We start from the raw sequence: 26,854 nt of genomic DNA, 5'->3' as shown, positions 1-26,854 counted from the left end.
ATCGGGTGAGGGGAAGGGGGGAGGGGCTGGAAGAATTGGTCTTGGGGTCGCCCCCCCTGGGAGGGCGGGGGTGTGCCCGGTGATGGCGGGGACGTGCCCGACGAAGCTGCGGGCATGGTGCGCGAAGGGGGGCGCGTGCCCGGCGAGGACGGGCGCGGACGCGTCGCCCGCGAGGACGACCGCCTCCCCGCGAACCCGGGCGCGTGCCCCGCGCGAAGACGGACACGTGCCCCGCGCGAACCCGGGCCCGGACCCCGCGCGAACCCGGACACCTCCCCCGCAAACGCGGAGGACTCGCCGCGGAAGCAGACGCATGCCCCCGCGAACCCGGACGCGTCCCCCGCCAGCAGGGCCAGAGGTACACCCCGCACCCTCCCCTCCCATCCCGCGCCTTCCCCCTCCCGCCTCCCCCCTCACAGCACCTTCGACAAGAACCCCTTCGTCCGCTCCTCCCGTGGTCTCACCAGCACTTCCCCCGGCGTCCCCTGCTCCACGATCCGCCCCTCGTCCATGAAGACCACCGTGTCGGCGACCTCCCGGGCGAAGCCGATCTCGTGCGTGACGACGATCATCGTGGCGCCCTGGCTCGCGACATCCCGGATGACGTCGAGCACTTCCCCCACCAGCTCGGGGTCGAGCGCCGAGGTCGGCTCGTCGAAGAGGAGCAGGCGCGGCTCGATGGCGAGCGCGCGGGCGATGGCGACGCGCTGCTGCTGCCCGCCGGAGAGCGTGCGCGGGTACGCGCCGGCCTTCTCGCCGAGTCCCACCCGGTCCAGGAGCCGCCGCGCCCGCTCCCGCGCCTCGCGCACCGGGACACCGAGCGCGGCGACCGGCGCCTCGACGATGTTCTCCTCGACGGTCAGGTGCGGGAAGAGGTGGAAGTTCTGGAACACGAAGCCGATGGCGGTCCGCTGCCGCAGCACCTCGCGCTCGCGCAACTCGTGCAGCGTGTCCCCCCGCCGCCGGTAGCCGATCAGCTCGCCGTCGACGTGCACGGTCCCCCGGTCGACCTTCTCCAGGTGGTTGATCGTGCGCAGCAGCGTCGATTTCCCCGAGCCCGAAGGGCCGAGCACGACCGTCACCTCGCCCGCGCGCACGGTGAGATCGATCCCCCGCAACACCTCCTGCTTCCCGAAACTCTTGTGCACCCCGCTGATCTCCACCATGGGACGCGGAGGCGCGACGACGACACCCGAGGAACCTGCGGTACCCGACGAACCTGAAGCACTCAACGGACGGACTCCTTCACAGCGGAGGTAGCGGTCGGTACGGAGGCGGAACCCGGACCCCGCGCCGGACCCGGCCCGGACTCCGGCCCAGCGGACAACGCCTCGGAAGCGCCCAGCGACGCAGGCAGAGGCGCAGACAGAGGCGCAGACGCAGGTGTTGAGGCAGCCTCTGGCGCAGGCGCCGACGCAGAGGCGACCGCACCCGAGCCGCCGCCACCCCCCTCACTCACCGCCCCCTCCTCACCGGCGCCCGCCCGCGCCGTCGCGTCGTTCTGCCGGAACGCCGGGCTGTTGGTGCGCGGCCGGGTGAAAGCCCCCGCTCCGCGCGCGTCCGTGTGCGGCCCGAGCGCGAACAGGCGCGGGTGCGTGCTCCCGTCGCTCCACCGCACCCGGCCGTCCTGCGGCGTCACCGCGAGCAGCCCGTCCCCGGTCGCCGCGGCCCCGGCCGCGAAGAGCCCCCGCAGCAGTGGGTCGCGTACGCGGCCCGCCTCGGGCTGCGGCAACCGCGCCTCGACGAGCGCCCTGGCCCGTACCGCGTGCTCCGGCAGGCTCGCCGAGCGCGCCTCGAAGGCTCCGTCCACGGCCCGTACGGTCATGTCCGCGCCCAGGAAGCGCACGAGTCCCGCTTCCGCGAGCCCGCGCAGCGCGCGCAGGCGCGGTCCGGGCGGGCCGGAGGCGAGGAAGCTGAAGAAGCCGTGCCACCAGGTCCCGAGGTCGCCGAGCCGCATGAGCTGTCCGTAGACGGAGAGGAGCGCCATGAAGACGGCCAGGTCCTCGCTGTGCGCGGGGTCGTGGCGGCGGTCGAGGTCCGCGTCGATGTGCGCGAGGAGCCGCGCCTGCGCCTCCTCCTGGGTGCGCGCGGTCCACCCGGCGAGCGGCCGGTCGAGCGCGTCGAGGTCGAGGCGGTCCGCGGCCTCGGGCACCGCCGTGCGGACGAAGGCGTCGAGGCTTCCGTCGTAGGGATCGGCGGCGGCGTACCCGGACTCGAAGGCGGCCCGGTCGACGGCGAAGGCGCGCGGGCGGGTGGTGAGCAGGCGGTGGTAGTGCGCCCAGCCGAGTTCCTTGGCGACGAGCGGCCACACGTCGGCGCGGAAGTCGAGGGCTCCCGGCCGGGCGAGGAGGGCGCTGGTCTGCGCGGGGCCGAAGAAGCGCGGCAGTTCGGGGAGTTCGCCCTCCAGGCGGTAGCCGAGCTTGACGTGGTACGGGACGCCGCGCCGCGAACCCACGTACAGGACCGGCTCCTTGCCCGAGGGCACGTAGCGGCCCTCCGGTGTCCAGCGCCCGCCGCGGCCTTCGGTGAGCAGCACCATGAGGTCGACGAAGGCGAGGCCGAGGCCGCGCACGAGGACGGGTTCCCCGGCGCGCAGCCCGCGCAGATCGGTGTCCGCGGTGTAGTCGGGCGGCAGGTATGTCAGGCCCTCGCGTGCCGCGTGCGCGGTGAACTGTCTTTCCTCCGGAGCGAGTTCAGCCTCCTGGTGGCCGAGGGTGAGGACGACGAGGTCGGCGGTGAGCGGCGTCTCGCGGTCCGCGAGCCATACCGATTGCGGTCCCTCGCGCGGCCCTTCGAGGCGCACGGCGCGGGTGCGGTGCTCGTGCACGACGACGCCGGGCGGCAGCGCGGCGCGGGCGCGCTCGTAGGCCCAGCGCAGGTAGGCGCCCTGGGTGCGGCGGTCGGGGAAGGTGCGGCCCTCGATCCCGGCCCACTCGTGGAGCGCGGGCCCCGGCACGACGGGCCCCTCGATCTCGACGGTCTCGTCCGTGAAGAGTGTGGTGTCCTCGGCCATGGAGTTCATCCACAGCAGCGGCGACTGCTCGCGCCGCCATATCCGCCCGGGTCCCGGCGGGTACGGGTCGACGAGGTGGAGGACGAAGGCGGGGTCCGGACCGGCGTACCCGGCGGCCGTGTTGGCGGCGATACGTTCCAGGAGTCCCGTCGCCCGGGGCCCGGCCCCGACCACCACGACGACGGGCGGGTCGGCAGGTGCGGAGGTCATGAGCGCTCGGCCCCCCGCGCGTAGTGCTTCTCCACGTAGTGCTGGCCGACGCTGAGCACGCTCGTCACGAGCGCGTACCAGATCGTGGCGACGAGCAGCAGCGGGATGACCTGGTAGGTGCGGTGGTAGACGAGCTGCACGGAGTAGAGCAGGTCCTGCACGGCGATGACGCTGACGATCGAGGTGCCCTTGAGCGCGCCGATGAGCATGTTCCCCGCCGGGGGCACGATGGCGCGCATCGCCTGCGGCAGCACGATGCGGCGCAGCCGCCGCCAGGGGCTCAGGCCGAGCGACTGCGCGGCCTCGGTCTGTCCCCTGTCCACCGAGAGCAGCCCGCCGCGCACCACTTCGGCGGCGTACGCGGCCTCGTGGAGGGTCAGCCCGAGCACGGCGACGGTGACGGGGCCGAGGAGGTTGACGGTCTTGACCGTGACGAACTCGGGGCCGAAGGGGATGCCGAGCCCGAGGTGCGGGTAGAGGGCGCCGATGTTGAACCAGAAGAGGAGCTGGACGAGGATCGGCGTCGAGCGGAAGAACCAGATGTACCCCGAGGACACCCAGCTCAGCACCGGGTTCGACGACATCCGGCCGAGCGCGAGCAGCGTGCCGAGGACGAAGCCGAGCACCATGACGAGCGCGGTGAGCCACAGGGTCAGGCCGAGGCCGCGCAGCACGGCGGAGGTCGTGAAGTAGTCGGCGACGACGTCCCACTGGAACGCCTCGTTGCGCGCGAGCGAGTTGACCGCCATCGCGAGCAGGAGCAGGACGACGAGCGCGGCGATCCACTGGCCCGTACGGCGGACGGGCACGATGCGGAGCGCGGGGGCGGGCGGCTTCCCCGCCTCGGGCGGGGCACCACCCGGTGCGGGCGGCGGGCCCTGCGGGCGGTCCGTGGAATCGCCTGTGCCGGGGGTGGCGCGCGCCTCGGAAGGGGGAGCGTCGGAAACGGGCGCCCCGGAAGCCCCGGAGGCGGGTGCCTCGAAGGTTCCGGAAGCGGGTGCGTCGGAGGCTGGTGCGTCGAAAGGCATGCGGAACTCCGTGGCGAAGTCGCCGCACGGTGTCCCGTCTTCACGCGGCCCGCACCCCTCAGTACGGGCCTTCGCCGAGAGTACGGGGGCCACTCGCGCCTTTGTCAACCCCCGTCCTCGTCCTGTGTCCCACATCCTGAGCATCCCGTCTCCATTCGTTGACGGCGGCCCGGACGCCTGTTCCACTGGTCGGCATGAATCTGTCGCAGCGGCGTCTGGTGACGCGGTCTCACATCGACTTCGGTCGGGTGTGGTCGGCGTCCTGTCGTACGTGCTGCGGCGGCGCGCCTCGTAGCTGACGGCCCTCAGGCCCGGCTCGCGCCCCCTTTCTTCCTCCTCCGTTCCTCGCCGTCCCCGGCGTCCTGCCGCCGTACCGTCCCGCGTTCCCGTGCGGCGGTACGTGCCGCGACGCCGCGACGCGTCCTCGCGGGCCACGCCGTCGTGCCCGCTTCTCCCTGCCGCCCCGCTGTCCCGTCTTCACGCGCACACCCCTCCCTCGCGCCCCGTTCCCTCGCCGCACCCTTCCCTCGCTCCGTCCTCCCTCGCGTCACGCCGCCCCCCGCGTCATGCCCGCCCGCCGTTCTGGAGTTCCGCCATGAGTGCCCCACCCCCGCGTTCCGCGCACCGTTACGCCCTGCTCGCCCTGCTCACCGCCTCCGCGCTCGTCTCGCTCACCGCCTGCGGTTCCGGTGACCCCTCGGGCCCGGGTGCCGGTGGGGGTGCGGGTGGCGGGGCGGCGGCCGGGGCCGAGAAGAAGGCCGGCCAACTCCCCACCGGGAACGTCGTCTCCGGGGTGAGGAAGGACGCCGCCGCGGCGAGGCTGCTGCCGGAGCGCGTCAGGAAGGCGGGCAGGCTCACGCTCGGCGGCGCCATCGGCGCGCCGCCCACCGCGACGTACCTGGCGGACGGCAAGACCGCCGCGGGGGTGGACGTGGAGATCACCGAGGCCGTCGCGAAGGTCCTCGGCATCAGGATCGACCGCCAGGAGGCGAGTTTCGAGGCGATCCTGCCCGCCCTCGGCAGCGGCAAGTACGACGTCGGCACCGGCAACTTCGGCGTCACCGACGAGCGCCGCAAGACGATCGACTTCGTCACCTACATCAACGACGGCCAGGGCTTCGCGACCCGCGCCGACGAGAAGCTCGCGAAGATCACCGACCTCACCCAGCTGTGCGGCAAGAACATCGGCACCGGCGCGGGCACGACCTTCGAGGTGACGCTGGAGCAGAACAAGTCGCTCTGCGAGAAGGCCGGCAAGAAGCCGTACAGCGTCAAGACCTACTCCGAGCAGGGCGCCATCTGGGGCTCGCTCCAGCAGGGCCGCACCGATGTCGTCATGTCGACGATCAACGGCCTGCGGTACGCGGTGGACCAGCAGGAGGGCCTGAAGTTCCTCAACGAGTACCACCGCCTCGATGTCGGCTTCGCCTTCAAGAAGGGCAGCGACCTCACCCCCGCCTTCCAGAAGGCCGTCAACGCCCTCATCGCCGACGGCACCTACGCGAGGATCCTCAAGAAGTGGGGCGTCTCGGCCTCGGCCCTGACCACCTCCCGGATCTCCCCGCCCGAGCTCCACTGAGCGGCACGCCGGTACGCGGCACCGGGAGGTGCCGGGCGCGGGCCCCATGGGGGGCGGCGGTGCGGACACAGGCACCCCGCCCCCGTACGACCCGCCCCCGCCCCACCCCGCGTACGGGCGCCCCGGCTACCCGTGCCCCGCGTTCAGCAGTCGCAGCAACAGCCGTCGCACCCGCAGCAATCGCAGTCGCACGCGTCGCAGCACTCCGCCTGGTGGCAGCAGCCCTGCCGGGTCTTGCCCGACCACGGGCCCACGTACTCGTCCGCACAGCACAGGCGGCACGTGCACGCCAGGGCGAGGAAGGCTCCGCAGCCCGCCCAGAAACCGCGCCCCAACGGTGTGCGCGGCGGTTCCGGGGCGTCCCCGCCGGGCGGGTCCTGGGTGTACGGGTTCCCGGGGGCCGGGGCGCCCGGCCGCTGGTGCGCGTGGGCCGTGCCGAAGGCGCGGTCGACCGAGCGCGGCAGTTCGTGGACGAGCAGGCGATGGGCGAGTGCCGGGTCGGTGAAGTCGGTGTCCGCGAGGGCGAGACGGATGCCGTGCAGGGCGTCGTCCGCGAGGCGGCGGGCCTCGGCGCGCGGTGTCGCGGTCGCGGTGAGCGGGTTCCAGGCGCCGCGGGCTGCGTCCTCGGCCTGGTCCTCGACCGCGTCGAGGAGATGCGCGAGGCGGCCGAAGAGGCGGCCGGCCTCGGCGAGCGGTGCCGCGTTGTGCGGGCGGTCCGCGAGGAGCGCGGTGTGCGCGAAGGCGGCGGCGGTCGCGGTCTCGGTCGGCTCCGTGACGGTCAGGAGCGGGGTGCCCGGCCCCGCGAGCGCCTCGATCCCGGGCTGGCGTTCGGCGGCGGCGAGCAGGACCCCCGTGTCGAAGCCGAGCCCGGCGGCCGAGCGGTGTGCCGCCTCGGCCCAGCCGATCGCCACGCGACCGGCGGCGGCGGCCACGGGGCGGCGGGCCAGCATCCCGTCCCCGTCGGCGACATGGTCCCGTACCTTCACCGCGGCGAGCGCGAGCGAGACCGCGCCCGCGAGGCGCGCTCCCTCGCCGTCGCTGACCCGCGCCGTGCGCATCCCGCGCAGCGCGCACGGTCCGGCGAGGCGGCGGCCCTGCCGGGCGCGCGGTGTCTGAGCCTCCGTCAACACGGATATGACGATGCCGTCGTAATTCGTGGCCACGCGGGCGAACTGCCCGTGAGCCCCCCTCAGCGCGAGGCAGAGCCCGCACAGATGGGACATCCAGCGGTTCTTGAGCGTCTCGCCGAGGCTGTGGGCGCACGGCCGCACCATCCCGAACATCGTGAAATGACCCCCCGTTGTCCTGCGCGTACCGCTACGATCGCCGCATCGTACCGGTGGTTACCGTCGGTCTCGTCGTCACCCGTACGCCCCCCGGCATCACCCAGAGGTACCCAAAGGGCCTGAAGAATCGTTTTTCACCCCTCGTCAGGTCTCTGGCCCCGGTGTTCTCCGCCCAGGACACGGGGCACTGTGCACCAGTACCGTCACGAAAACACCGAGAAGCCCCTCTCCCCTTGGCGCACCCTTCGCCTGATGGACGACGATGGGGGCAGGAAACACAGGGAACCAGGGAACAAGGACCGCTGTGATGTGAGAGGAGGCGTCCATGGGATCGGTGCGCAAGGCAAGTGCCTGGCTCGGGCTCGTCGACGACGACACCGGGGCCGAGCGCTATTACGACGGGTACGCGGACGAGCCCGAGGCGGGCCCCGAGCCCGGCGAGAGCTGGGTCACCGACCCCCGTGTGCGGGTCGCGGCGCAGGCGGCCGAGGAACGGGACCGCAGAATCGGCACCGTGACCCCGGGCAGCTTCCGGGACGCCCGGCACATCGGTGAGCTGTTCCGCGAGGGTGTCCCCGTCATCATGAACCTGACCGCGATGGAGCCCGCCGACGCCAAGCGCGTCGTCGACTTCGCCGCCGGGCTCATCTTCGGACTGCGCGGCTCGATCGAGAAGGTGGCGACCCGCGTCTTCCTCCTCACCCCTTCCGGTACGGAGATCCTCGCGGGCGAAGCGGCGGGCTCCCGTCCCCGCGACGGCTTCTTCAACCAGAGCTAGCCGCCCGGGGCGACCGAGGGCGGTACGGCATCCCCGTACGCCGTACCCCGCCCTCCGTCCCCGGACGGCCGGCGCCGGTCCCCGCACGGCCCGCGTCACGCGGCCCCGGCCCCGCACCCGCTCCCGCACGGGCGCTCGTGGGCGCGCTCCCGCCGCCGCCTTCCGGCTCCCCGTACCTGCCTCACCGACCTGCCGCACCACCGGTTCACCCGCCCCGGCCCACGGGGCCACCGCTCCCCTCCCCCACCCGGTACGCCTCCTCCGGCGAGGCGGGCGGGCGCCCGAGCGCCGGGCGTTCCCGGCCCGCGACGGCGAGTGGGGTGAACGGAAAACGGACGGCGGGGAAAAGCGGGGAATCCCGCGGGGAATGCGCGTGCGGGTCCCGCCGCGGCCTCCTCCGCTCCTTCGGACGGCTTTAGGGAAAGCTTCCGGATAAACCCTGGTGGGCAGGTCGCTGCACATCACATGCCCATCACGAAACGGTTGTTTCGTTCGGCTTTGACACTCACCGGCTGTAACGTCGATCGGGTGCGTACCCAACCGACCCCCGGCCGCCTCGCGCGGCTCTTCGCCCGGCTCGATCGCGAGCCGGAGCGGCCGGCCAACCCGCACGTCCCCGTCATGAGCCGCCACCGGCTCGTCCTGCTGCTCGCGACGCTCGCCTTCTACCTCGCGATCGTCGTCGCCGTCGCCGCCACGACCTGGCTCGTCCGCCTCGACTGGCAGCTCATGTTCTTCCGCCCCTACCAGCAGTGGCCCGAGGTGCACGCCTTCCTCGACTACCTGGTGGTGCTCGGGCAGCGGGGCCCCACGGCGGTGATGGTGCTCGCCTGGCTGGGGTGGCGCTCCTGGCGGCAGCACACGCTGCGCCCGCTGCTCGTGCTCGGGGCCTCGCTGCTGCTGCTCAACGTCACGGTCGGCGCGGCGAAGATCGGCATGGGACGGCTGGGCCCGCACTACGCGACGGTCATCGGCTCGAACGAGATGGGACTCGGCGGGGACATATTTCCCTCGGGGCACACCGCGAACGCGGTCGTGACCTGGGGGATTCTCGCGTATCTGGCCTCGACCCCCCGGGCCAGAAGGTATCTGTCGGCGGGTTCGGCGATCGTGTCGCTGAGCGTCGGCCTCACCACGGTCTACCTGGGCACGCACTGGCTCAGCGACGTGGTCCTCGGCTGGGCGGCCGGGCTGCTCGTGCTCCTCGCGCTGCCGTGGTGCGAGCCGCTGGTGGCGCGCGTGGAGGTGCTCATCCTGCAGCTCCGGGACGGCTTCCTGCGCCGGCTCGCGGCGCGCCGCAAGCCGGTGCCGGGGGTACCCCCGCGCCCGCTCACGCCGGTGGGCCCGCGGGCCGTGCCCGCCACCGCGGCGGCCCGCAAGGACCCCGCCCACGGCCCGCGGGCGACGGTACGCCCCGAGCACAGCCGTCCCGCGCCTCCCACGGGTGGCACGCGCCGCCCGCAGGCCCACGACCGCAATCAGCCTCGCGGCGGCTCGGCGCGCCCGCTGGCGGGCGGCTGAGGGAAGCGCACAAGGCCCGCCCCGCCGCGCGGGGCGGGCCTTCGCGCGTACGGGGCCGGGCGGGCCCGCCGGAGGAAGGGCTCAGCCCTTCCAGCAGCGCCGGACCCTCCCCTCGTCGACCTCGAAGTTGAGCCTGCCGGACTGGTACTCCATCGTGATCACCGTGCCCGGGGCGAGCGCGCGGACCGTGCGCCAGCCCCGGGCACGCGCGCGTCGCTCGGCCTCCTCGGCCTCGACGCCGACGTACGCGGCGGGTTCGTCGCGGGGTTCCTGGGGCGGGGGAAAGGCTGCCATGGGACCCACGCTAGGGGCTCGGGGCGCACGGGGGAAGCGGCGGTACCCGGGGACGCGCCCGGGCGCGGGGGGTCACACTTCGATCACGGCACGGCAGGGGGAGTTTCGCGCGGAGTTTGTCACACGTTCGGTCTCCCTTTTCTTATACCGCCGTTATATCGGACTGAATGCCCGGCCCCTCTCCCCGCGTTTTCCGCCCCCTCTCCTATCCCGCTACCCGCCGCTTCGCCGGGCTCCCGATAAACCGGTGCCGGAACGAAAACGGCCCCGCCCGTGGCATGCGGGCGGGACGGCACGAAATCCGCACGTAATGCGCGGCGCGCGGGGGTCCCGGCGAATGCGGGGCCGGTCGCCCCGCCCTCACCCGGCCGGGTCGGCGGCGGGGGCGACGGCCGTGACACGGAAGGCGAGGTTGTTGGCGCCCGAGTAGTACGGGCGGGCGCGCAGTCCCTCGTGGACGGTGGCGGGATAGGTGAAGACGGCGTGCCGGTCGACGAGGTCGTCGAGCAGCCGGGCGAGCCGGATGTCGGGCCCGCCTTCGCCCTCGGGGCGGAGCCGGACCTGCCACTGGCGCGGTCCGTGCGCGAGGAGGGGCGCGTGCGCGATGCGCAGCCGGAAGTCCGGGCCCTCGCCGCTCACCTGCGCGCGCACCGGCTCGCCCTCGCCCTCCGCGGGCCGCAGTTCGGCGTACGCGGCGGGCGTCGGCACGATCCCGTAGCAGCGCCCGCGCACCGTCGTCTCGCCGGGCTCGACGTGCACAGCGCCCGCCTCGGCGTGCGGGGCGCGCAGCCAGGTGCGGAGCGAGAGGTTGCCGTACTTGCTCGTGTACGGGAGGTGGACGGCGACGGCGTCGGCTCCCTCGGGGTCGCGGTCGACCAGGGCGCGCAGGTCGTCGAGTCCGGGCCGCAGGCGTACGGGCTCGCCGCCCGGGGCCTGGGCGTGGACCTCCCAGTGGCCCTCGGCCAGGGGCGTGTCGCCCGGCAGCACGGCGCGCAGCGGGCCGTGGCCCGTGGCCGTGAACGGCAGGAGGACCTCCTCGCCGCCGCCGCGCTGCCGCAGCAGGAGGTGCCCGCCCGTGAGTCCCTCGGGCAGGGCGACGACGAAGGCGAGGGCGCCGGTGGCGTCGGCGACGCAGGAGGCGCTCCACGGCACGCGGGCCTCCGGGCGGGCGGCGGGAGCGGCGTCGGCGGGGCGGCGCGGAGCGGGGGTGGTCGCGGTCGTCGCGGTGGACGCGGTGGTCGTGGTGCTCGCGGTGGTCTTCATGCGGGGCGGCCCTTCTTCGCGGCGGCGCGGGAGGCCAGGACCGAGCCGAGGAGCCGGGCACGCCCGCGATGGACGGCTCCGCGCAGCAGTCCCGCCGGGCGCGGGCCCCGTGCGGCGCGGAGCGAGGTGAACAGGGACTCGTACCGTTCGGCGATCGCCGCCGGGTCGTAGCGGGCCGAGGAGCGCAGCGCGGCGGCGGACATCCTGGCCCGCAGTCCGTCGTCGTTGATGAGCTGGAGCAGCCCGGCGGCGAAGGTCTCGGGACCGGCGTCGACGGGGACGAGGCGGCCGTTGACGCCGTCCTCGATGATCTCGGCGGGGCCGTGCGGGGCGTCGCTGGAGACGACGGGCAGCCCGCAGCGCATCGCCTCGACGATCGTCATGCCGAAGGATTCGAGGGAGGAGGTGACGGCGGCGAGGGAGCCCTTGACCCACTCGGCCTCGATGGGGTGCGCGGGCCCCATGAGGAAGACGTGGTTGTAGAGGCCGAGTTCGTGGATCAGGCGCCGGAGCTTGTTCTCCTGCTTGCCTGTGCCGTAGATGCGCAGCCGCCAGTCGGGGCGTTCGGCGCGGACCCGGGCGAAGGCGCGGACGAGGAGGTCGTAGCGCTTGACGCCGGCGAGTCGACCGGCGGCGACGACCCATTTGCTGTCTCCCGTGACGGGCGGCAGGGCGGGCGCGGGCACCGGGTTGGCCATGCTCCAGACCGGCACGCCGGGCAGGTTCATCCCGGCGCGGTAGGCGCGAGCGTCCGCCTCGGTCGTCGTCGTGAAGCCGTCGAGCAGGGGGTAGGCGGCCTCCAGTCGCGCGCGCAGCTCGGGGGCATGGGCGCCGAGGGTGAGGTGTTCCTGCCCGATGCGGACCGGTCCCGGGCGGGTGCGGCGGGCGAGGTGCACGTTGAGTCCGGGGCGGGTGCCGATGACGACGTCGGAGGTGAGGCCGGCGAGGTAGGCGTTGATCCGCTCGTCGGTGAGGGCGCTGTACTTGGCGTAGCGGATTTCCCCGCGCGGGAACTCGGCGGAGGGGCGCTGGAGCAGGGGGTGGGCGCGATCGGAGCCGCGGCTGTCGGTGCGCAGGTCCACGAGGTGGCGGACGCGGACGCGGGGGTCCGGGGTGAGGGAGGGGGTGTCGCGGTGGCGGAAGACCGAGACGACCTCCACGTCGTGGTGCTCGGCGAGCTGGGCCGCCAGGTTGTACGTCGTGCGGACGGTGCCGCCGATGGCGTACCCGTTGTGGATGAGGAAGGAGATCTGCATGCGTGTGTCCCGCCGTCGTGCACGGCCCTTCCGGGGCCGCCTGTCACCAAGAGAGACCCCCGCTGGGGTCTCTTGGTTGGGTCTTCTTCACGTCCTTGTTGCCTGTGCGTGGCGGGTCAACCCCGCCGCAGTCGGCAACCAGGCGGTCCCGGCGCAGGTCACGGGGCGATGACGGGCGCTGGGCCGGGAGAGGGAGAAGACCAGCCGGATGGCTGCGTTTCCGAGGCCCGTTCGACTGTTTTCAGCCACACCTCAAGGGTAGTTTGCTCCCCATTCATTCCTTTTGCCCCATCGAGGGCCGAGGGCACGCGCACCGCCTTCGCGGCTACCGTCCGTACGAAGCCCAGTTGGCGCGGGGCACGGCGGCGGACGGTGGCCCCGGCGGCGGGCGAGGAGCGGACGCGGCCATTCCGCGCCGGGTGCGGCGTGACCCGGGCTGCGGTCGCCCGTTGACCCGGGCGTGTGCCGGGACCCGCCCGGTGCGTGCGTGCGCCGGACGCCCCGGGCACGCGGGTATACGAGACCGAGGAGCCCCCGTGCCGCGCATTCTCGACGTCGCCGACGACGTACGCGCCGAGATCGGTGACGAAGAAGCCGATCGGTTGCTCGCCGGGGAGAGTGCTCCCGGCGCCTACGACTGCACCTCCTGCCGCAGTCCGGGGGACTCGGAGCACGAGCACACCAGCACGGTGCTCTTCGTCGGCGAGGAGACCGCGGTGCTCGCCTTCGCGCACGCCGGCTGCCTGCCCTCGCAGGTCGTACGCGTCACCGAGGAGCAGTTGCAGGGTGCCGTGGCCTCGATCACCGCGAGCGAGGCGAGCGAAGCCGGGGGGCCGCAGCAGGCGGTGCTCGGCGTCACGAGCGGTCTCGTGCTGCTCGACGGTGAGCTCCACCCCGCGCTCGTCGTGGAGCCGACCGGGCCGATCGCCCGCCCCGGCACCACGGGCCCCGAGGACGCCTTCCTGCCGCTGCTCCAGGAGCAGGGCTTCGCCCCGGTCCACGAGGTGAGCGAGGTCCCGCAGGTCCTGCACGGCTGGTCGGTGCTGCTCGCGGTGGGCCAGCTGCACGCCGTGCTCCAGCCCGGCCCCGACGGCGGCGCCCCCGTCGCCTGGTGGCAGGCCCACCAGCCGCTCCAGGTCACGGAGGGCTGGCGCACCGCCGCGAACAAGCGGCAGTCCGTTCTCGTGTACGCGGCCCCGGCCGGTGGCATCGGCCGTCAGCCCCGCGAGGACCTGCTCCGTGAGGCGCTCGACAAGGCGGCGGCGCGGGGCCTGCTCGTCGCCGCCGCGATGCCGCTCGCCGGTACCTGAGCGTCCCGGCCCCGGCGCCGCCCGCGTGTCCCGAGCCGCGGGCGGCTCCCCCCTGACCGGGGGTGCGCGCCCGAGCGACGCGCGTACCCCCTCCTCCCGTGCGTCCCCAGGGGCGGACGGGAGCGCGGGCGGGCGCGGAGAGCGGCTCCGCGCCCGCCCGGCTGAGTCGGAGGGGTATTCGCCCGCATCCCCGCGCGTGCCGCGTCGTTGGCAGGACGTGCACCCCTACGAGTCCCCCCGCCACCGCGCCATCCCCGCCATGCGTCCCGCGCAGGAGCCCCGTCCCGGCTTCTCGGCGACCCCCATCTACGACGCGCTCTTCGCCGAGTACCGCCGCCTGTTCCGCACCGTGCCGGGCGAGTGGTGCGGCGAGGACGAACTGGGCCTGCCCCTGTTCCACCACCAGTCGCCGCGCACGCCCCCCTCGGCGTCGGTCCGCACCGGCTACGGCTGGGCCGCCCCGGCCCCCCAGCCCCCCGCCGACTGGCAGCGCCCCGCCCTCCACCGCCCGGCGGCCCTGCCCCCGGTCCCGAGGCGTACGGAGTCCTGACCCGGCGCGGCGCCCGCCCCGCGGTCGGCGCCGGGGCCGCCCCGCGCCTCGCCCCCGTCCCGTACGCACGCCGAGCGGGGCGGACCCGTGTCTCCGGACCCGCCCCGCACCCCCGCGGGGGTTCACCTCACTTCTTGCGTCCCCGCTTCTCCCGCACCCGCACCGAGATCTGCACGGGCGTCCCCTCGAACCCGAACTCCTCGCGCAACCGGCGCTCGATGAAGCGCCGGTACCCCGCCTCGATGAAGCCCGAGGCGAAGAGCACGAACCGCGGCGGCTTCGTCCCCGCCTGCGTGCCGAAGAGGATGCGCGGCTGCTTGCCGCCCCGCACCGGGTGCGGGTGCGCGGCCACCAGCTCGCCGAGGAACGCGTTGAGGCGCCCCGTCGGCACGCGTGTCTCCCAGCTCGCGAGCGCCGTCTCCAGCGCGGGCACGAGCTTCTCCATATGCCGCCCGGTCCGCGCCGAGATGTTGACGCGCGGCGCCCAGGCGACCTGACCGAGCTCCCGCTCGATCTCGCGCTCCAGGTAGTAGCGGCGCTCCTCGTCGAGCGTGTCCCACTTGTTGTAGGCGAGGACGAGCGCGCGGCCCGCGTCGACGGCCATCGTGAGGATGCGCTGGTCCTGCACGGAGATGGACTCGGCGCCGTCGATGAGGACGACGGCGACCTCGGCCTTCTCGACGGCGGCGGCCGTGCGCAGCGAGGCGTAGTAGTCGGCGCCCTGCTGGAGGTGGACGCGCTTGCGGATACCCGCCGTGTCGACGAACTTCCAGGTCACGCCGCCCAGCTCGATCAGCTCGTCCACCGGGTCGCGCGTCGTGCCGGCCTGCGCGTCGACGACGACGCGGTCCTCGCCGGCGAGCTTGTTGAGCAGCGAGGACTTGCCGACGTTCGGGCGCCCGATGAGGGCGACGCGGCGCGGGCCGCCGATCCCGGTGCCGCCGAAGGTCTCCTTCGGCGCGTCGGGCAGCGCTTCGAGGACGGCGTCGAGCATGTCGCCCGTACCGCGCCCGTGCAGGGCGGAGACGGGGTGCGGCTCGCCGAGGCCGAGGGACCACAGCATCGCCGCGTCGGCCTCGCCCGAAGGGCCGTCGACCTTGTTGGCGCACAGCACGACGGGCTTGCCCGCCTTGCGCAGCAGGCGCACGACGGCCTCGTCCGTGTCGGTCGCGCCGACGGTCGCGTCCACGACGAAGACGACCGCGTCGGACGCCTCGATCGCGTACTCGGCCTGGGCCGCGACGGAGGCGTCGATGCCGAGGACGTCCTGCTCCCAGCCGCCGGTGTCGACGAGCTTGAAGCGCCGCCCCGCCCACTCGGCCTCGTAGGTCACGCGGTCGCGCGTGACGCCCGGCCGGTCCTCGACGACGGCCTCGCGGCGGCCGATGATGCGGTTCACGAGAGTCGACTTGCCGACATTGGGACGGCCGACGACGGCGAGCCGGGGCAGCGGTCCGTGCCCGGCCTCGCCGATGGCGTCCTCGACGTCCTCGACGTCGAAGCCCTCCTCGGCCGCAAGCTCCATGAACCGCTCGTACTCGGCGTCCCCGAGCGCGCCGTGCTCTTCGCCCTCGAAGGGGTGGTGGTCGTTCATGAAGTGCGTACCTCTGTCGTCTGTCGTCGGGGACCGTTCTCGGTCCCCGGTCAAGTGTCGCTCAGCGCGGAAGCGGATGCGGACCACCGCTCACCCCGCCCGCCCGGCCCCCGCTCCCCCGCGCCGCGGTTCCGGGGCGCCGTCCCCCTGGTGTCAGCGGCCCGTGAGCCGCCTGGCCTCGGTCAGGTGCGCGCTCAGCCGCTCCTGGATGCCGACCGTCGCCGCGTCGAGCGCGGCCCGGGTGCGGCGCCCGCTGCCGTCCCCGGCCGTGAACGGCTCGCCGAAGACGAGGTCCACGCGGCTGCGCAGCGCGGGCAGCCTCCGTACGAGCCTGCCCGCCCGGTCCGTCGAGCCGAGCACGGCGACGGGCACGACCGGGGCGCCGCTGCGGACCGCGAAGTACGCGAGCCCCGCGCGCAGCGCCGCGAAGTCGCCCTCGCCGCGCGTGCCCTCGGGGAAGATCCCGAGGACGTGCCCGGCCGCGAGGACGTCGAGCGCGCCGGTGACCGCCGTGCGGTCGGTGCCGGAGCGGTCGACGGGGAGTTGCCCGATGCCCCGCAGGAAGGGGTCGAGCGGCCCGACGAACGCTTCCTTCTTGATGAGGAAGTGCACGGGCCGGGGCGCGGTGCCCATGAGCATCGGCCCGTCGATCATGTGCGTGTGGTTGACGGCGAGTATCACCGGGCCGTTCGCCGGCACCCGCCAGGCGCCGAGCACCCGGGGCCGCCAGAGCGTGTTCATGAGCCCGATGCCGATGCCCCGGCCCACCGCGGCGCCGCGGTCCGGGGACCCGGCCGTCGCCGCCGGGCCCGTCCCCCGCGCGGAGGTCACCGCCCGGCTCGCTTCTCCTCGACGAGGGTGACGACGCACTCGACGACCTGCTGGAGGCTGAGGTCGGTGGTGTCCACCTCGACGGCGTCGTCCGCCTTGGCGAGCGGCGAGGTCTTGCGGCCCGAGTCGGCGGCGTCGCGCGCGACGAGCGCCTGCCGGGTCGCGGCGAGGTCGCTCGCTTCCTTGCCCTTCAGCTCACCGCTGCGGCGCGCGGCGCGGGCCTCGGGCGAGGCGGTCAGGAAGATCTTGAGGTCGGCGTCGGGCAGAACCGTCGTACCGATGTCGCGGCCCTCGACGACGATGCCCTCACCGGCGGCGCGGGCGATCGAGCGCTGGAGCTCGGTGATCACGTGGCGCACCTCGGGGACCGCGCTGACCGCGCTGACCTTCGAGGTGACCTCCTGGGTGCGGATCGGGGCCGCGACGTCCGTGCCGTCCACGGTGATCGTGGGCGCGGCGGGGTCGGTGCCAGAGACGATCTCGGGCTTGCCGGCCGCGGCGGCGATCGCGGCCGGGTCCGCGACGTCCACGCCGTTGCGCAGCATCCACCACGTGATCGCCCGGTACTGGGCGCCGGTGTCGAGGTAGCTCAGCCCCAGCTTGGCGGCGACCGCCTTCGACGTGCTGGACTTCCCCGTCCCGGAGGGGCCGTCAATGGCAACGATCACGGATTCCACGGTGGACCTTTCGCGGGGACGGCGGGTTGGGCTGAATGGCGGACCCCTAGGTTACCGGGGCGTCGAAGGTCCCCGGGTACGCGGTCCACGCGGACCCGTGCCCCCTGTCCCCGCGGACCCGTGCCCCCTCCTCAGCCCCGCAGCGACCAGCCGCGCTCCCGCAGCGCCGCCGCGAGCCCCGGGGCGGACTCGGGGGCCACGGAGAGCTGGACCAAACCCGCCTGCTGCCCGGTGGCGTGCTCGATGCGCACGTCCTCGATGTTGACCCCCGCGCGCCCCGCGTCCGCGAAGATGCGGGCCAGTTCGCCGGGCCGGTCGCTGATGAGGACGGCGATGACCTCATAGGCGGCCGGGGTGCTGCCGTGCTTGCCGGGGACGCGGACGCGGCCCGCGTTGCCGCGCCGCAGGAGCCGCTCGACGCCCTGGGCGCCCTCGGTGCGCTTGGCGGGGTCGGCGGACTCCAGGAGGCGCAGCACCCGTACCGCCTCGCCGAGGTCCTCGCCGATCGCGTCGAGCAGGTCGGCGACGGGGCCCGGGTTGGCCGAGAGGATGTCGATCCACATCGCCGGATCGGAGCCCGCGATGCGGGTCACGTCCCTGATGCCCTGCCCGCAGAGCCTGACCGCCGTGTCGTCGGCGTGCTCCAGGCGCGCGGCGACGAGCGTGGACATGAGCTGCGGCATGTGCGAGACGAGCGCCACGGCGCTGTCGTGCGCGGCGCCGTCCATGACGACGGGCACGGCGCGGCAGTGCGCGACGAGTTCGAGTGCCTGGTTGAGGACCTCGGTGTCGGTGTCGCGGGCCGGGGTGAGGACCCAGGGACTGCCCTCGAAGAGTTCGGCGGTCGCGGCGAGCGGCCCGGAGCGCTCCCGGCCCGCCATGGGGTGGGTGCCGAGGTAGCGGCGCAGCCGCCCGGGATCGGTGCCGAGGGCCTCCAGCTCGCGGCGGGGGCCGCTCTTGACGCTCGCGACGTCGAGGTAGCCGTGCGCGGCGTCCTCGCGCAGGAGCGCCGCGAGGGTCGCAGCGACGTACGCGGGCGGCACGGCGACGATCGCGAGGTCGGCCCTGCCCTCGGGCGGCTCGGTCGTCCCCGCGCCGAGCGAGGCGGCGGTACGGGCCGCGTCGGTGTCCTGGTCGGCGAGGTGCACGGTCACGCCCCGCCGGGTCAGGGCGAGGGCGAGCGAGGTACCGATGAGTCCGGTGCCGACGACGAGTGCGGTTCTCACAGGGCGGGTCCTTGCGCGGTCACGGGCGGGGGCGGGGTGGCGTACGGGGCCGGAGCGGCCCCTGACCAGGGTAGTCATCCGGCGGGACGCCCCGCGCCGGAAATCGGCGGGCCCGCCCTCACCCCCGCGTCCCGCCCTCCCGGAATGAGCTCCGCCGAAGCGGCCCGCGAGCCCGCCTTCCCCGGCCCCGCCGCTGGGTCCGCGACCAACTGAGCTGGGAGCCGGTGCGTTGTACGGGGCGGGCGCTCCTCAGGCCCGCGCCGACCCGTCCCAGCGCCGTCCGGTGGCCAGCAACTCCTCGCGGTGCTCCACCCGTTCCACCCACTCCCCCGGCCACGCCGCCTCCCCCTTGTGGGCGCCAGCGAAGGCCCCCGCGACGCAGGCGAGCGAGTCCGAGTCGCCGCGCGTGCACGCCGCCCGCCTGAGCACGAGGAGCGGCTCGTCGGGGAAGAGCAGGAAGCACAGCAGCGCGGTGGCGAAGGCCTCCTCGGCGATCCACCCGTCCCCGGTCAGCTCGCAGGGGTCCCGCTCGGGATCGCGGGGCGCGGCGGCGACGCGGTCGAGGATCTCCCGGCACTCGTCCCAGCCCCGCGCGGCGTAGCGGTCCGGCGAGGTGTCGCCCGCCCGCCGCCACAGATCGCCGAGCCACGCCTCGTGGTACGTCGTCCTGCGCTCCTCGGCGTAGGCGCGCAGCGCGGGGAGCAGTGCGCCGGGCTCCGTGCCGTCCGCGAGCAGCCGGATCGTGTACGCGGTGAGGTCGCTCGCGGCGAGCGCGGTGGGGTGGCCGTGGGTGAGCGCGGCCTGCCACTGCGCGAGCGCGGAGCGGGTCTCGCGGCCGAGCCCCGGCAGCAGCGCGGCGGGGGCGACGCGCATGTTCGCGCCGCAGCCCTTGGAGTGGGTCTGGCTGGCGTCCTGCCAGGGCGCCGAGGCGTCCTTGAGCACCTGGCAGGCGCGCAGGCAGGTGTTGCCGGGGGCGCGGTTGTTGTCGGGCGACTGGTACCAGCGCACGAACTCCTCGCGCACGGGTGCCTCGCAGCGGGGCGGGGCGAGCGTGCCGCGCGAGGCCGCGGTCTCCAGGCCGCGGGCGAGGGCGAGGGTCATCTGCGTGTCGTCCGAGATCCAGGCGGTGGGCCGGGGCAGGTCCATCTCGCGCCAGGGGCCGCACTTCGCGAGGATGCCGGGGACCTCGTCGAACTCGGTCGGGTAACCGAGCGCGTCGCCCAGCGCGAGGCCGAGGAGGGCGCCGGTGGCGGGGCGGTCGTCACGGGCGGGGGGCGTCGTCGTCTCGTACGTCGTCTCATCACTCATCGTCAGACTGACGATAAGGGGGTGCGGGCTTCCGCACAAGCCCCTCGCGCAAGCCCTTTCGTGCGATCCCGTCGCGGGCCGGGGAGGGCGAAGAAGGTGGGGAAGGCGGGACCGGAGACGCCGGAGGGGCGAAGGGCCGCACCGGCCCGCCGCCCCTCCGCACGGATGCGTCTACAGATCGACCTCGCGCATGAGCATCCCGACCTCGGTGTTGCTCAGCCGCCGCAGCCAGCCCGACTTCTGGTCCCCGAGCGTGATCGGCCCGAAGGCGGTCCGCACGAGCTTGTCGACGGGGAAGCCCGCCTCGGCGAGCATCCGCCGCACGATGTGCTTGCGGCCCTCGTGGAGCGTCACCTCGACGAGGTAGTTCTTGCCGGTCTGCTCGACGACGCGGAAGTGGTCGGCGCGCGCCCAGCCGTCCTCCAGCTCGATCCCGTCCTTGAGGCGCTTGCCCAGGTCGCGCGGGATCGGCCCGACGATGTGCGCGAGGTACGTCTTGCGCACGCCGTAGCGGGGGTGGGTCAGGCGGTGGGCCAGCTCCCCGTGGTTGGTGAGGAGGATCACGCCCTCGGTCTCGGTGTCGAGACGGCCGACGTGGAAGAGCCGGGTCTCGCGGTTGTTGACGTAGTCGCCCAGGTTCTGGCGGCCCTCGGGGTCCTCCATCGTGGCGACGACACCGGCGGGCTTGTTGAGCGAGAAGAACTGGTACGACTGCGTGGCGACCGTGAGCCCGTCGACCTTGATCTCGTCGCTCGGCTTCACGCGCAGGCCCTGTTCCAGGACGATCTCGCCGTTGACCTCGACGCGCGCCTGCTCGATCAGCTCCTCGCAGGCCCGCCGCGAGCCGTAACCGGCGCGCGCCAGGACCTTCTGGAGCCGCTCGCCCTCCTGCTCGGCCCCGGGGAAGGTCTTCAGGGGCTTCGGCCGGGCGTCCCGCTCCGCGTACCGCTCGCGGTTGCGCTCCTCCAGCTTCGCGTCCAGCTCCCGGGGCCGCGCGTCGGCGGTACGGGGGCGGCGCGGGCCCGCGCCGTCCTTCGTGCCGCGCCGGGGGCCGCCCTTGGCGCCGCCGCGCGCGGAGTCCCCGCGGGCGCCGGAGCGTGTGCCGGACCCGGAGCCGTACCCGTCCGAGCCGTAGCCCGAGCCGTACGAGCCGTTGCCGCGCGAACCCGAACCGGAGCCGTTGCCGCGCGAGCCCGAACCGGAGCCGGAGTTGCCGCGGGAGCCCGAGCCGGAGCCGCGCGAACCGGCGCCCGAGCCGCCGCCGCTCTTGCCGGAACCGCCCGGCCTTCCCGAGCCGCCGCCGGGCCTGCCGCCCGACTGCTTGTCCTCGCTGCCGCCGTGCGCTCCCGGCACGTCGTAGCGGCGTTCCTCGGGACGGGGGCGTCCCGCCCTCTTCTGCTTGTCGTCGCGCTGGTTACCGGCTCCCCGGTAATTCCCGCGCCCGCTGTCCCTGCCGCTGCTTCGCATCAGTGTTCCGTCGGATCGAGGTGGTCGAGATGGTCGTCTTCGACGGCCCCGGCGTACCCGTGACCGTGCGCGGCGCCGTCGTCTTCGGCGTCCGGATCGAACGACGGCACACCTTCCAGTGTCTCAGCCTCGATGGCCTCCGCTTCCGGCAGGAAGGGGGCCAGCTCCGGAAGCTCGTCCAGGCCGCGCAGGCCCATCCGCTCCAGGAAGTAGTGCGTCGTCCGGTACAGGATCGCACCACTCTCGCGTTCCGTGCCCGCCTCCTCCACGAGACCCCGCTGGAGCAGGGTGCGCATGACGCCGTCGCAGTTGACCCCGCGGACCGCCGAGACGCGCGCGCGACTGACCGGCTGCCGGTAGGCGACGACCGCCAGCGTCTCCAGCGCGGCCTGCGTGAGCCGGGCCTGCTGCCCGTCGAGCACGAAGCTCTCGACGGCGGCCGCGTACGTCGCCCGCGAGTAGAACCGCCAGCCGCCGGCGACGAGCCGGAGCTCGAATCCGCGCCCCTGCGCCGTGTACTCGTCGGCGAGCGCCCGCAGCGCACCCGCGACCTGCCGTACGGGCCGCTGGAGCACCTTGGCCAGGTGCTCCTCGGTCGCGGGCTCGTCGACGACCATGAGCACGGCTTCGAGCGCGGGCCGCAGATCGAGAGCGGCCAGCTCGGGGACGAGGTCCTCGTCGCCCGCGCGCTGCGTGTCGATGTCCTGGCTCATGGTGTGTGCTCCTGGTCGAACTCGTCGGTGACGGCGGCGGCCGCCGTGTCCTCCTCGCCGCCGGTCCAGCGGACGGTGAGCGTACCGAGCGCCTCCTCCTGCTCCAGCGCCACCGCCTTCTCGCGGTACAGCTCCAGGAGGGCGAGGAAGCGTGCGACGACGGTGAGGGTGTCGTCGGTGTCCGCGACGAGCGCCCCGAAATCGGCCTCGCCCAGCTCTCGGAGGCGTGCCACGAGCAGCCCCGCCTGTTCCCGCACGGAGACGAGCGGGGCGTGGATGTGGTCCACGTACACGGCGGGTTCCGGCTTCGGCTGCATCGCCTTGACGGCGAGCCGCGCGAAGCCCTCGGGCCCGATCCGGATCACCACGTCGGGCAGCAGCGCGGCGAAGCGCGGCTCCATCGCGACGGTACGGGGAAAGCGTCGCGCCTCCCGCGCGAGGCGTCCCGCGAAGATGTCCGCGACCTGCTTGTACGCCCGGTACTGCAACAACCGCGCGAACAGCAGGTCCCGCGCCTCCAGCAGCGCGAGATCCGCCTCGTCCTCGACATCGGCGACGGGCAGCAGCCGGGCGGCCTTCAGGTCGAGCAGGGTCGCGGCGACGACGAGGAACTCGGTCGTCTGGTCGAGGTCCCACTCGCTCCCCATCCCCCGGATGTGCGCCATGAACTCGTCGGTCACGCGCGAGAGCGCGACCTCGGTGACGTCGAGCTTGTGCCGCGAGATGAGCTGGAGCAGCAGGTCGAAGGGCCCCTCGAAGTTGTCGAGGCGCAGCGTGAACCCGCCCTTGGCGGAGGCGGAGGACCCGGGCGCGCCCTCGGCGGCGCTTTCGGCGGGGGCCCCGGGGGCCGAGGTGTCGGGGTGCGCGGTGGCACCCTCGGAGTCCGGCGCCGCCTCGCGGCCGCGATCGGCCGGGAGGTCCGCCCCGGACGTGTGCAGGGGGGGCGTCCGCGTCGCGCGGGAGGGTTCCGCCGCCCCGGGCGCGGTCTCCTCGCCGCGCGGCTCCCCCGCACCCGCAGTGCCCTCGGCGGGCGGCGCCCCCGGGCCCCGTCCGTCCTCCGGCGCCGCCTCGCCCTCCGGCGCGGCCTCGTTCCCCGCGCAGTCCGTCTCCGCCCGCCGGGCCCCTTCCCCGAGCCGCGGGCGCCCCGTGGCGCCGCCGCGCCCGAGGGGGCGGCGGCCTCGGCGGGGCGGGTCGGGCGAGGGGGTGGGCGGCATGGCGGGTGGGTCCTGGAGGGTTCGGGAGCCGGAAAGTGCGCACCGCACGCTACCTCCGGGCGTCGCCCCGGCGGGCCGGGGCACACCGGCTCACCGCCCGCGCGGGACCGTGCGCCCGCGGAGCGTCCTCACGAGGCCGTGCCCACGCGGGGCGTCCTCACGCGCCCCCAGCCCGCGCGCTCCGGCGCGCGGCCGGTGCGGGCCCCGTACGGGCGGCTCAAGGTCTCAGCGGTCCAGTGCGACCACGCCCCGGACCGGCCGCGCGTCAGCGTCCGCGCAACCGCCGGACGAGGATGCTCGCGTCGCCGCGCGACTCCAGGTCGGCGAGGACGACGGCGACCGCCTCGCGGACGATGCGGCCCCGGTCCACGGCGAGTCCGTGCTCGCCGCGCAGGACGAGGCGGGCGTGTTCGAGGTCCATGAGTTCCTCGGCCGAGACGTACACCGTGATCTTCTCGTCGTGCCGCTCGCGGCCGCTCGGCCTGCGGCTGGCGCCGCGACCGCGACGGCGGGGCTGGCCCTGCGGCTGCTGCGGGGCGGGGGAACCGGAGGCACCCGTGGCACCCGGCTGCCTGGCCTGCGGCACGGAGGCGGCGGGTCCCGCCTCGGCGCCCGCCCGGCGCGCGGGGCGCAGTCCGGGCACCGGCGGCGGAACCACGGGGCCGCCGTCCGCGGGCGCCTGCGCCGGCACGGAGTCCCGCCCCTGGTGTTCGCCCGCGTCCTCCTCGGTCGCGGCCTCCCCGGTCCCGCTGCGCGCGCCCGAGGGCTGCGGGCGCGGGCCCGAGGAGGGCTGGAGGGCCATGCCCCCGGTCGTGCGGAAGAGTTCTTCGGCTCCGGGCAGACTCACTCGGCGTGACACCGGGCGAGCACCTCCCTGGCGAGCTGGCGGTAGGCGGCGGCGCCGACGGAGTTGGAGGCGTAGGTGGTGATGGGCTCCCCGGCGACGGTGGTCTCGGGGAAGCGCACCGTACGGCCGATGACGGTGTGGTACACGTGATCGTCGAAGGCTTCGACGACGCGCGCGAGCACCTCGCGGCTGTGCACCGTGCGCGAGTCGTACATCGTGGCGAGGATGCCGTCGAGTTCGAGCTCGGGGTTGAGCCGCTCCTGCACCTTCTCGATCGTCTCGGTGAGCAGCGCGACGCCGCGCAGCGCGAAGAACTCGCACTCCAGCGGGACGATCACCTTGTGCGCCGCGGTGAGCGCGTTGACGGTGAGCAGGCCGAGCGAGGGCTGACAGTCGATCACGATGTAGTCGTAGTCGGCCATGAGCGGCTTGAGCGCCCGCTGGAGCGTGGACTCGCGGGCCACCTCGGAGACGAGCTGGACCTCGGCGGCCGAGAGGTCGATGTTGCTCGGCAGCAGGTCCATGTTGGGCACGGCCGTCTTGAGCAGCACCTCGTCGGGCGACATCCCGCGTTCGAGGAGGAGGTTGTAGACCGTCAGGTCCAGCTCCATCGGGTTGACCCCGAGGCCGACCGAGAGGGCGCCCTGCGGGTCGAAGTCGACGAGGAGGACGCGGCGGCCGTACTCGGCGAGCGCGGCGCCGAGGTTGATGGTCGAGGTCGTCTTGCCGACCCCGCCCTTCTGGTTGCACATCGCGATGATCTTCGCCGGGCCGTGGTCGGTGAGGGGCCCGGGGATCGGGAAGTAGGGAAGCGGGCGCCCGGTGGGGCCGATCCGCTCACGGCGCTGCCGCGCGGCGTCGGGGGCCAGCGTGGCCGCGTACTCGGGGTCCGGCTCGTACTCGGCGTCCGGGTCGTAGAAGTGCCCCTCGGGCAGCTCCTCGCAATCGGCGATGTCGCCGCTCGGGTCGCCGGCCATGGCGTTCACGATATGGCCATCCATGCTCTGGTGTGCGGTCTGCGTCAGCGGGAGACCCTGGCGGGCCGCGAAGGTGCGGACGGCGACGGAACCCACGGGACCGATCGTCGACGGGCTCGCGGCACCACCGCCCCGCGCGGCCAGCTCCGGTCGGCCACCCCCGGGAGAAAATGTCGACTCATTCACAAGTCGTCTTACCTCCTTGGCGACCAGGAAACTTCTGGATAGGTCAGCGTGGCACCATGCCGACGGTTGGCGACTCTATGGCGTGTCACCACTCCGCAGCAACACAATCCGCCGGACCCGGCCCGATGTGTCGGTGTGCGCGAGGGCGGGTGTCAAGGGTGCACGGCCGCGCATCACCCCCTCGGCGCACGCGAGTTCGACACGTCAAACGCCCTTGAAGCATGACGGAGCGGCCCACTTGGGAGAGTCCCCCGTAAAAACCGCGGAACCGCGGCGCGCCAACGGCCGGACCTGCGCGGGGAGGTCCGGCCGTTGGCGTGAGAAAGGCGACACCTGTTGACGCGCCCCCGGCCTCCCCGGCACCGGGGGGAGGGGGCGCGCGCGTCAGTCCAGGAGCGTGTGGGTCTCGGCGTGCGCCAGCCCGTGCGCCTCGGCGACCTCGCGGTAATAGACCGTCCCGTCATGGACGTTGAGGCCCTTGGCGAGCGAGGCGTCGCGGCGCAGCGCCTCGATCCAGCCGCGCCCGGCGAGTTCGAGCACGTACGGGAGCGTGGCGTTGGTGAGGGCGTGCGTGGAGGTGTGCGGGACGGCGCCCGGCATGTTGGCGACGCAGTAGAAGACCGAGTCGTGCACGCGGAAGGTCGGCTCGGCGTGCGTCGTGGGACGCGAGTCCTCGAAGCAACCGCCTTGGTCGATCGCGATGTCGACAAGGACACTTCCCGGCTTCATGCGCGAGACGAGGTCGTTGGAGACGAGCTTGGGCGCCTTCGCTCCGGGCACGAGGACGGCGCCGACGACGAGGTCCGACTCCAGGCAGGCGATCTCCAGTTCGTACGCGGTCGAGACGACGGTCTGGACGCGGGTGCCGAAGATCTTGTCGGCCTCCTTGAGCTTGGCGACGTCCTTGTCGAGGAGCTTGACGTGGAAGCCCATGCCGATCGCGATCTGCGCCGCGTTCCATCCCGAGACACCGCCGCCGATGACGACGGCCTTGCCCGCGACGACTCCGGGAACGCCCCCGGGGAGCACCCCGCGTCCACCGGCGGCCCGCATGAGGTGGTACGCGCCGACCTGCGGGGCGAGCCGTCCCGCGACCTCCGACATCGGGGCGAGCAGCGGGAGCCTGCGGTCGGCGGTCTCGACCGTCTCCAGGGCGATGGCGGTCGTCCCCGAGGCGAGGAGCGCGTCGGTGCACTCGCGCGAGGCGGCGAGGTGCAGGTACGTGAAGAGCACCTGGTCCTTGCGCAGCCGGTGGTACTCCTGGGCGATCGGCTCCTTCACCTTGAGGAGGAGGTCCGCGCCCGCCCACACCTCGTCGGCCGTCGGGACGATGAGGGCCCCCGCCGCCGCGAACTCCTCATCAGTGATCGAGGAGCCCTCGCCCGCCGCCGCCTCGACCAGCACCTCGTGCCCCTGGCGCCGCAGTTCGTGGACCCCGGCCGGGGTGATGGCGACCCGGAACTCGTTGTTCTTGACCTCGCGGGGGATGCCGACCTTCATCGTCGATCACGATCCTTGACTAGACAGGGCCCGGGACAAACAAGGCACATGACTACATACCCGTATCCACGAGGGCGCACCAGGAGAGAGCCGCTGATCTGCGGCTCCGCCAGTTTAATGAAGGGATTCCCGCTGTCCAGCCTTCCAAAGCATCATTCTTCGCCGGAAGCGCTACGGATTCGTAGGTGAACCCCGGATGCGACCCCCTACCCGCCCCTCGGGGCCC

General features: G+C 74.0%; 23 protein-coding genes. 5 read left to right on the top strand and 18 right to left on the bottom strand.

What is annotated here, in order from left to right:
• Positions 1-413 precede the first annotated feature (413 nt).
• The 3 genes from IF99_RS0122465 to IF99_RS0122455 all read right to left on the bottom strand — a co-directional run bounded on the left by IF99_RS0122465 (position 414) and on the right by IF99_RS0122455 (position 4,251).
• Positions 414-1,166 carry an amino acid ABC transporter ATP-binding protein gene (locus IF99_RS0122465; protein WP_030998600.1) on the bottom strand — a complete coding sequence of 251 codons (753 nt, stop codon included), beginning with the start codon at positions 1,164-1,166 and terminating at the stop codon, positions 414-416.
• A 62-nt stretch (positions 1,167-1,228) separates the two neighbouring features.
• On the bottom strand, positions 1,229-3,223 hold the full coding sequence (locus tag IF99_RS0122460; protein ID WP_030998598.1) for an FAD/NAD(P)-binding protein: 1,995 nt from the start codon (positions 3,221-3,223) through the stop codon (positions 1,229-1,231).
• Positions 3,220-4,251, bottom strand: a complete 1,032-nt coding sequence (locus IF99_RS0122455) for an amino acid ABC transporter permease (protein WP_030998596.1) — start codon at positions 4,249-4,251, stop codon at positions 3,220-3,222. Before IF99_RS0122455 ends, IF99_RS0122460 begins: the two co-directional genes overlap by 4 nt.
• Positions 4,252-4,846: 595 nt before the next feature.
• Between IF99_RS0122455 and IF99_RS0122450 the strand changes: the two genes are divergently transcribed.
• Positions 4,847-5,830, top strand: coding sequence for an ABC transporter substrate-binding protein (locus tag IF99_RS0122450; RefSeq protein ID WP_030998595.1), 984 nt, complete (start codon positions 4,847-4,849; stop codon positions 5,828-5,830).
• 143 nt (positions 5,831-5,973) lie between these two features.
• Here IF99_RS0122450 and IF99_RS0122445 read toward each other — a convergent pair whose 3' ends face one another.
• Positions 5,974-7,113, bottom strand: a complete 1,140-nt coding sequence (locus IF99_RS0122445; protein ID WP_030998593.1) for a DUF5685 family protein — start codon at positions 7,111-7,113, stop codon at positions 5,974-5,976.
• Positions 7,114-7,441: 328 nt separating this feature from the next.
• Between IF99_RS0122445 and IF99_RS0122440 the strand changes: the two genes are divergently transcribed.
• Positions 7,442-7,894, top strand: a complete 453-nt coding sequence (locus tag IF99_RS0122440) for a cell division protein SepF (RefSeq protein ID WP_030998591.1) — start codon at positions 7,442-7,444, stop codon at positions 7,892-7,894.
• 528 nt (positions 7,895-8,422) lie between these two features.
• On the top strand, positions 8,423-9,415 hold the full coding sequence (locus IF99_RS0122435) for a phosphatase PAP2 family protein (protein WP_030998589.1): 993 nt from the start codon (positions 8,423-8,425) through the stop codon (positions 9,413-9,415).
• Positions 9,416-9,496: 81 nt separating this feature from the next.
• Here IF99_RS0122435 and IF99_RS0122430 read toward each other — a convergent pair whose 3' ends face one another.
• From IF99_RS0122430 to IF99_RS0122420, 3 genes are all read right to left on the bottom strand, one after another.
• On the bottom strand, positions 9,497-9,709 hold the full coding sequence (locus IF99_RS0122430; RefSeq protein ID WP_030998587.1) for an I78 family peptidase inhibitor: 213 nt from the start codon (positions 9,707-9,709) through the stop codon (positions 9,497-9,499).
• 360 nt (positions 9,710-10,069) lie between these two features.
• Entirely contained in the window at positions 10,070-10,972 is a 903-nt protein-coding gene (locus IF99_RS0122425) for a hypothetical protein (RefSeq protein WP_051703622.1), read from the bottom strand.
• Complete coding sequence (locus tag IF99_RS0122420) at positions 10,969-12,228, bottom strand: glycosyltransferase (protein ID WP_030998583.1); 1,260 nt, start codon at positions 12,226-12,228, stop codon at positions 10,969-10,971. Before IF99_RS0122420 ends, IF99_RS0122425 begins: the two co-directional genes overlap by 4 nt.
• 536 nt (positions 12,229-12,764) lie before the next feature.
• Here IF99_RS0122420 and IF99_RS0122415 point away from each other — a divergent pair.
• The gene (locus IF99_RS0122415) at positions 12,765-13,538 is read left to right on the top strand and encodes a hypothetical protein (RefSeq protein ID WP_030998582.1); all 774 of its coding nucleotides are present in this window, start codon (positions 12,765-12,767) and stop codon (positions 13,536-13,538) included.
• 196 nt (positions 13,539-13,734) lie between these two features.
• A complete protein-coding gene (locus tag IF99_RS0122410; protein WP_234340807.1) occupies positions 13,735-14,088 on the top strand; it encodes a hypothetical protein in 354 nt (117 codons plus the stop codon).
• Between the two features lie 127 nt (positions 14,089-14,215).
• Here IF99_RS0122410 and der read toward each other — a convergent pair whose 3' ends face one another.
• From der to ald, 11 genes are all read right to left on the bottom strand, one after another.
• Positions 14,216-15,682, bottom strand: a complete 1,467-nt coding sequence (der, locus tag IF99_RS0122405; RefSeq protein ID WP_030998578.1) for a ribosome biogenesis GTPase Der — start codon at positions 15,680-15,682, stop codon at positions 14,216-14,218.
• A 153-nt stretch (positions 15,683-15,835) separates the two neighbouring features.
• The gene (locus IF99_RS0122400) at positions 15,836-16,552 is read right to left on the bottom strand and encodes a lysophospholipid acyltransferase family protein (RefSeq protein ID WP_199806535.1); all 717 of its coding nucleotides are present in this window, start codon (positions 16,550-16,552) and stop codon (positions 15,836-15,838) included.
• A complete protein-coding gene (cmk, locus tag IF99_RS0122395) occupies positions 16,510-17,190 on the bottom strand; it encodes a (d)CMP kinase (RefSeq protein WP_030998574.1) in 681 nt (226 codons plus the stop codon). The genes IF99_RS0122400 and cmk overlap by 43 nt, the downstream gene beginning before the upstream one ends.
• A gap of 131 nt (positions 17,191-17,321) precedes the next feature.
• A complete protein-coding gene (locus IF99_RS0122390) occupies positions 17,322-18,416 on the bottom strand; it encodes a prephenate dehydrogenase (RefSeq protein ID WP_030998572.1) in 1,095 nt (364 codons plus the stop codon).
• Positions 18,417-18,665: 249 nt separating this feature from the next.
• On the bottom strand, positions 18,666-19,724 hold the full coding sequence (locus tag IF99_RS0122385; RefSeq protein ID WP_030998570.1) for an ADP-ribosylglycohydrolase family protein: 1,059 nt from the start codon (positions 19,722-19,724) through the stop codon (positions 18,666-18,668).
• A gap of 171 nt (positions 19,725-19,895) precedes the next feature.
• Positions 19,896-21,191, bottom strand: coding sequence for a pseudouridine synthase (locus IF99_RS0122380; RefSeq protein WP_199806534.1), 1,296 nt, complete (start codon positions 21,189-21,191; stop codon positions 19,896-19,898).
• The gene (gene scpB / locus IF99_RS0122375; RefSeq protein WP_030998568.1) at positions 21,191-21,904 is read right to left on the bottom strand and encodes an SMC-Scp complex subunit ScpB; all 714 of its coding nucleotides are present in this window, start codon (positions 21,902-21,904) and stop codon (positions 21,191-21,193) included. Before scpB ends, IF99_RS0122380 begins: the two co-directional genes overlap by 1 nt.
• Positions 21,901-23,118 (bottom strand): segregation/condensation protein A, encoded by a 1,218-nt coding sequence (locus IF99_RS34430; RefSeq protein ID WP_030998567.1) that lies wholly within the window; start codon positions 23,116-23,118, stop codon positions 21,901-21,903. The genes scpB and IF99_RS34430 overlap by 4 nt, the downstream gene beginning before the upstream one ends.
• A gap of 265 nt (positions 23,119-23,383) precedes the next feature.
• Positions 23,384-23,920, bottom strand: a complete 537-nt coding sequence (locus tag IF99_RS0122365; RefSeq protein ID WP_199806536.1) for a hypothetical protein — start codon at positions 23,918-23,920, stop codon at positions 23,384-23,386.
• A gap of 41 nt (positions 23,921-23,961) precedes the next feature.
• Complete coding sequence (locus IF99_RS0122360; protein ID WP_051703624.1) at positions 23,962-25,086, bottom strand: ParA family protein; 1,125 nt, start codon at positions 25,084-25,086, stop codon at positions 23,962-23,964.
• A gap of 426 nt (positions 25,087-25,512) precedes the next feature.
• Positions 25,513-26,628: an alanine dehydrogenase gene (gene ald, locus IF99_RS0122355; protein WP_030998564.1), complete on the bottom strand. Its 1,116-nt coding sequence runs from the start codon at positions 26,626-26,628 to the stop codon at positions 25,513-25,515.
• Positions 26,629-26,854 lie beyond the last annotated feature (226 nt).

This window comes from Streptomyces sp. NRRL F-5630 (genome assembly GCF_000719475.1).
In the GTDB taxonomy this organism is placed as follows: domain Bacteria; phylum Actinomycetota; class Actinomycetes; order Streptomycetales; family Streptomycetaceae; genus Streptomyces.
The sequence above is the reverse complement of the archived record's forward strand: the minus strand, read 5'-3'. Positions and strand labels throughout refer to the sequence as shown.

What these genes read in the sequence shown, in the direction of transcription:
- scpB (WP_030998568.1), bottom strand. Translation starts at nt 21,904, where the DNA reads ATGAGCCAGGACATCGACACGCAGCGCGCGGGCGACGAGGACCTCGTC.
- IF99_RS0122455 (WP_030998596.1), bottom strand. Translation starts at nt 4,251, where the DNA reads ATGCCTTTCGACGCACCAGCCTCCGACGCACCCGCTTCCGGAACCTTC.
- IF99_RS34430 (WP_030998567.1), bottom strand. Translation starts at nt 23,118, where the DNA reads ATGCCGCCCACCCCCTCGCCCGACCCGCCCCGCCGAGGCCGCCGCCCC.
- IF99_RS0122445 (WP_030998593.1), bottom strand. Translation starts at nt 7,113, where the DNA reads ATGTTCGGGATGGTGCGGCCGTGCGCCCACAGCCTCGGCGAGACGCTC.
- IF99_RS0122365 (WP_199806536.1), bottom strand. Translation starts at nt 23,920, where the DNA reads ATGGCCCTCCAGCCCTCCTCGGGCCCGCGCCCGCAGCCCTCGGGCGCG.
- IF99_RS0122440 (WP_030998591.1), top strand. Translation starts at nt 7,442, where the DNA reads ATGGGATCGGTGCGCAAGGCAAGTGCCTGGCTCGGGCTCGTCGACGAC.
- IF99_RS0122430 (WP_030998587.1), bottom strand. Translation starts at nt 9,709, where the DNA reads ATGGCAGCCTTTCCCCCGCCCCAGGAACCCCGCGACGAACCCGCCGCG.
- ald (WP_030998564.1), bottom strand. Translation starts at nt 26,628, where the DNA reads ATGAAGGTCGGCATCCCCCGCGAGGTCAAGAACAACGAGTTCCGGGTC.
- IF99_RS0122460 (WP_030998598.1), bottom strand. Translation starts at nt 3,223, where the DNA reads ATGACCTCCGCACCTGCCGACCCGCCCGTCGTCGTGGTGGTCGGGGCC.
- IF99_RS0122385 (WP_030998570.1), bottom strand. Translation starts at nt 19,724, where the DNA reads ATGAGTGATGAGACGACGTACGAGACGACGACGCCCCCCGCCCGTGAC.
- IF99_RS0122425 (WP_051703622.1), bottom strand. Translation starts at nt 10,972, where the DNA reads ATGAAGACCACCGCGAGCACCACGACCACCGCGTCCACCGCGACGACC.
- IF99_RS0122380 (WP_199806534.1), bottom strand. Translation starts at nt 21,191, where the DNA reads ATGCGAAGCAGCGGCAGGGACAGCGGGCGCGGGAATTACCGGGGAGCC.
- der (WP_030998578.1), bottom strand. Translation starts at nt 15,682, where the DNA reads ATGAACGACCACCACCCCTTCGAGGGCGAAGAGCACGGCGCGCTCGGG.
- IF99_RS0122450 (WP_030998595.1), top strand. Translation starts at nt 4,847, where the DNA reads ATGAGTGCCCCACCCCCGCGTTCCGCGCACCGTTACGCCCTGCTCGCC.
- IF99_RS0122465 (WP_030998600.1), bottom strand. Translation starts at nt 1,166, where the DNA reads ATGGTGGAGATCAGCGGGGTGCACAAGAGTTTCGGGAAGCAGGAGGTG.
- IF99_RS0122420 (WP_030998583.1), bottom strand. Translation starts at nt 12,228, where the DNA reads ATGCAGATCTCCTTCCTCATCCACAACGGGTACGCCATCGGCGGCACC.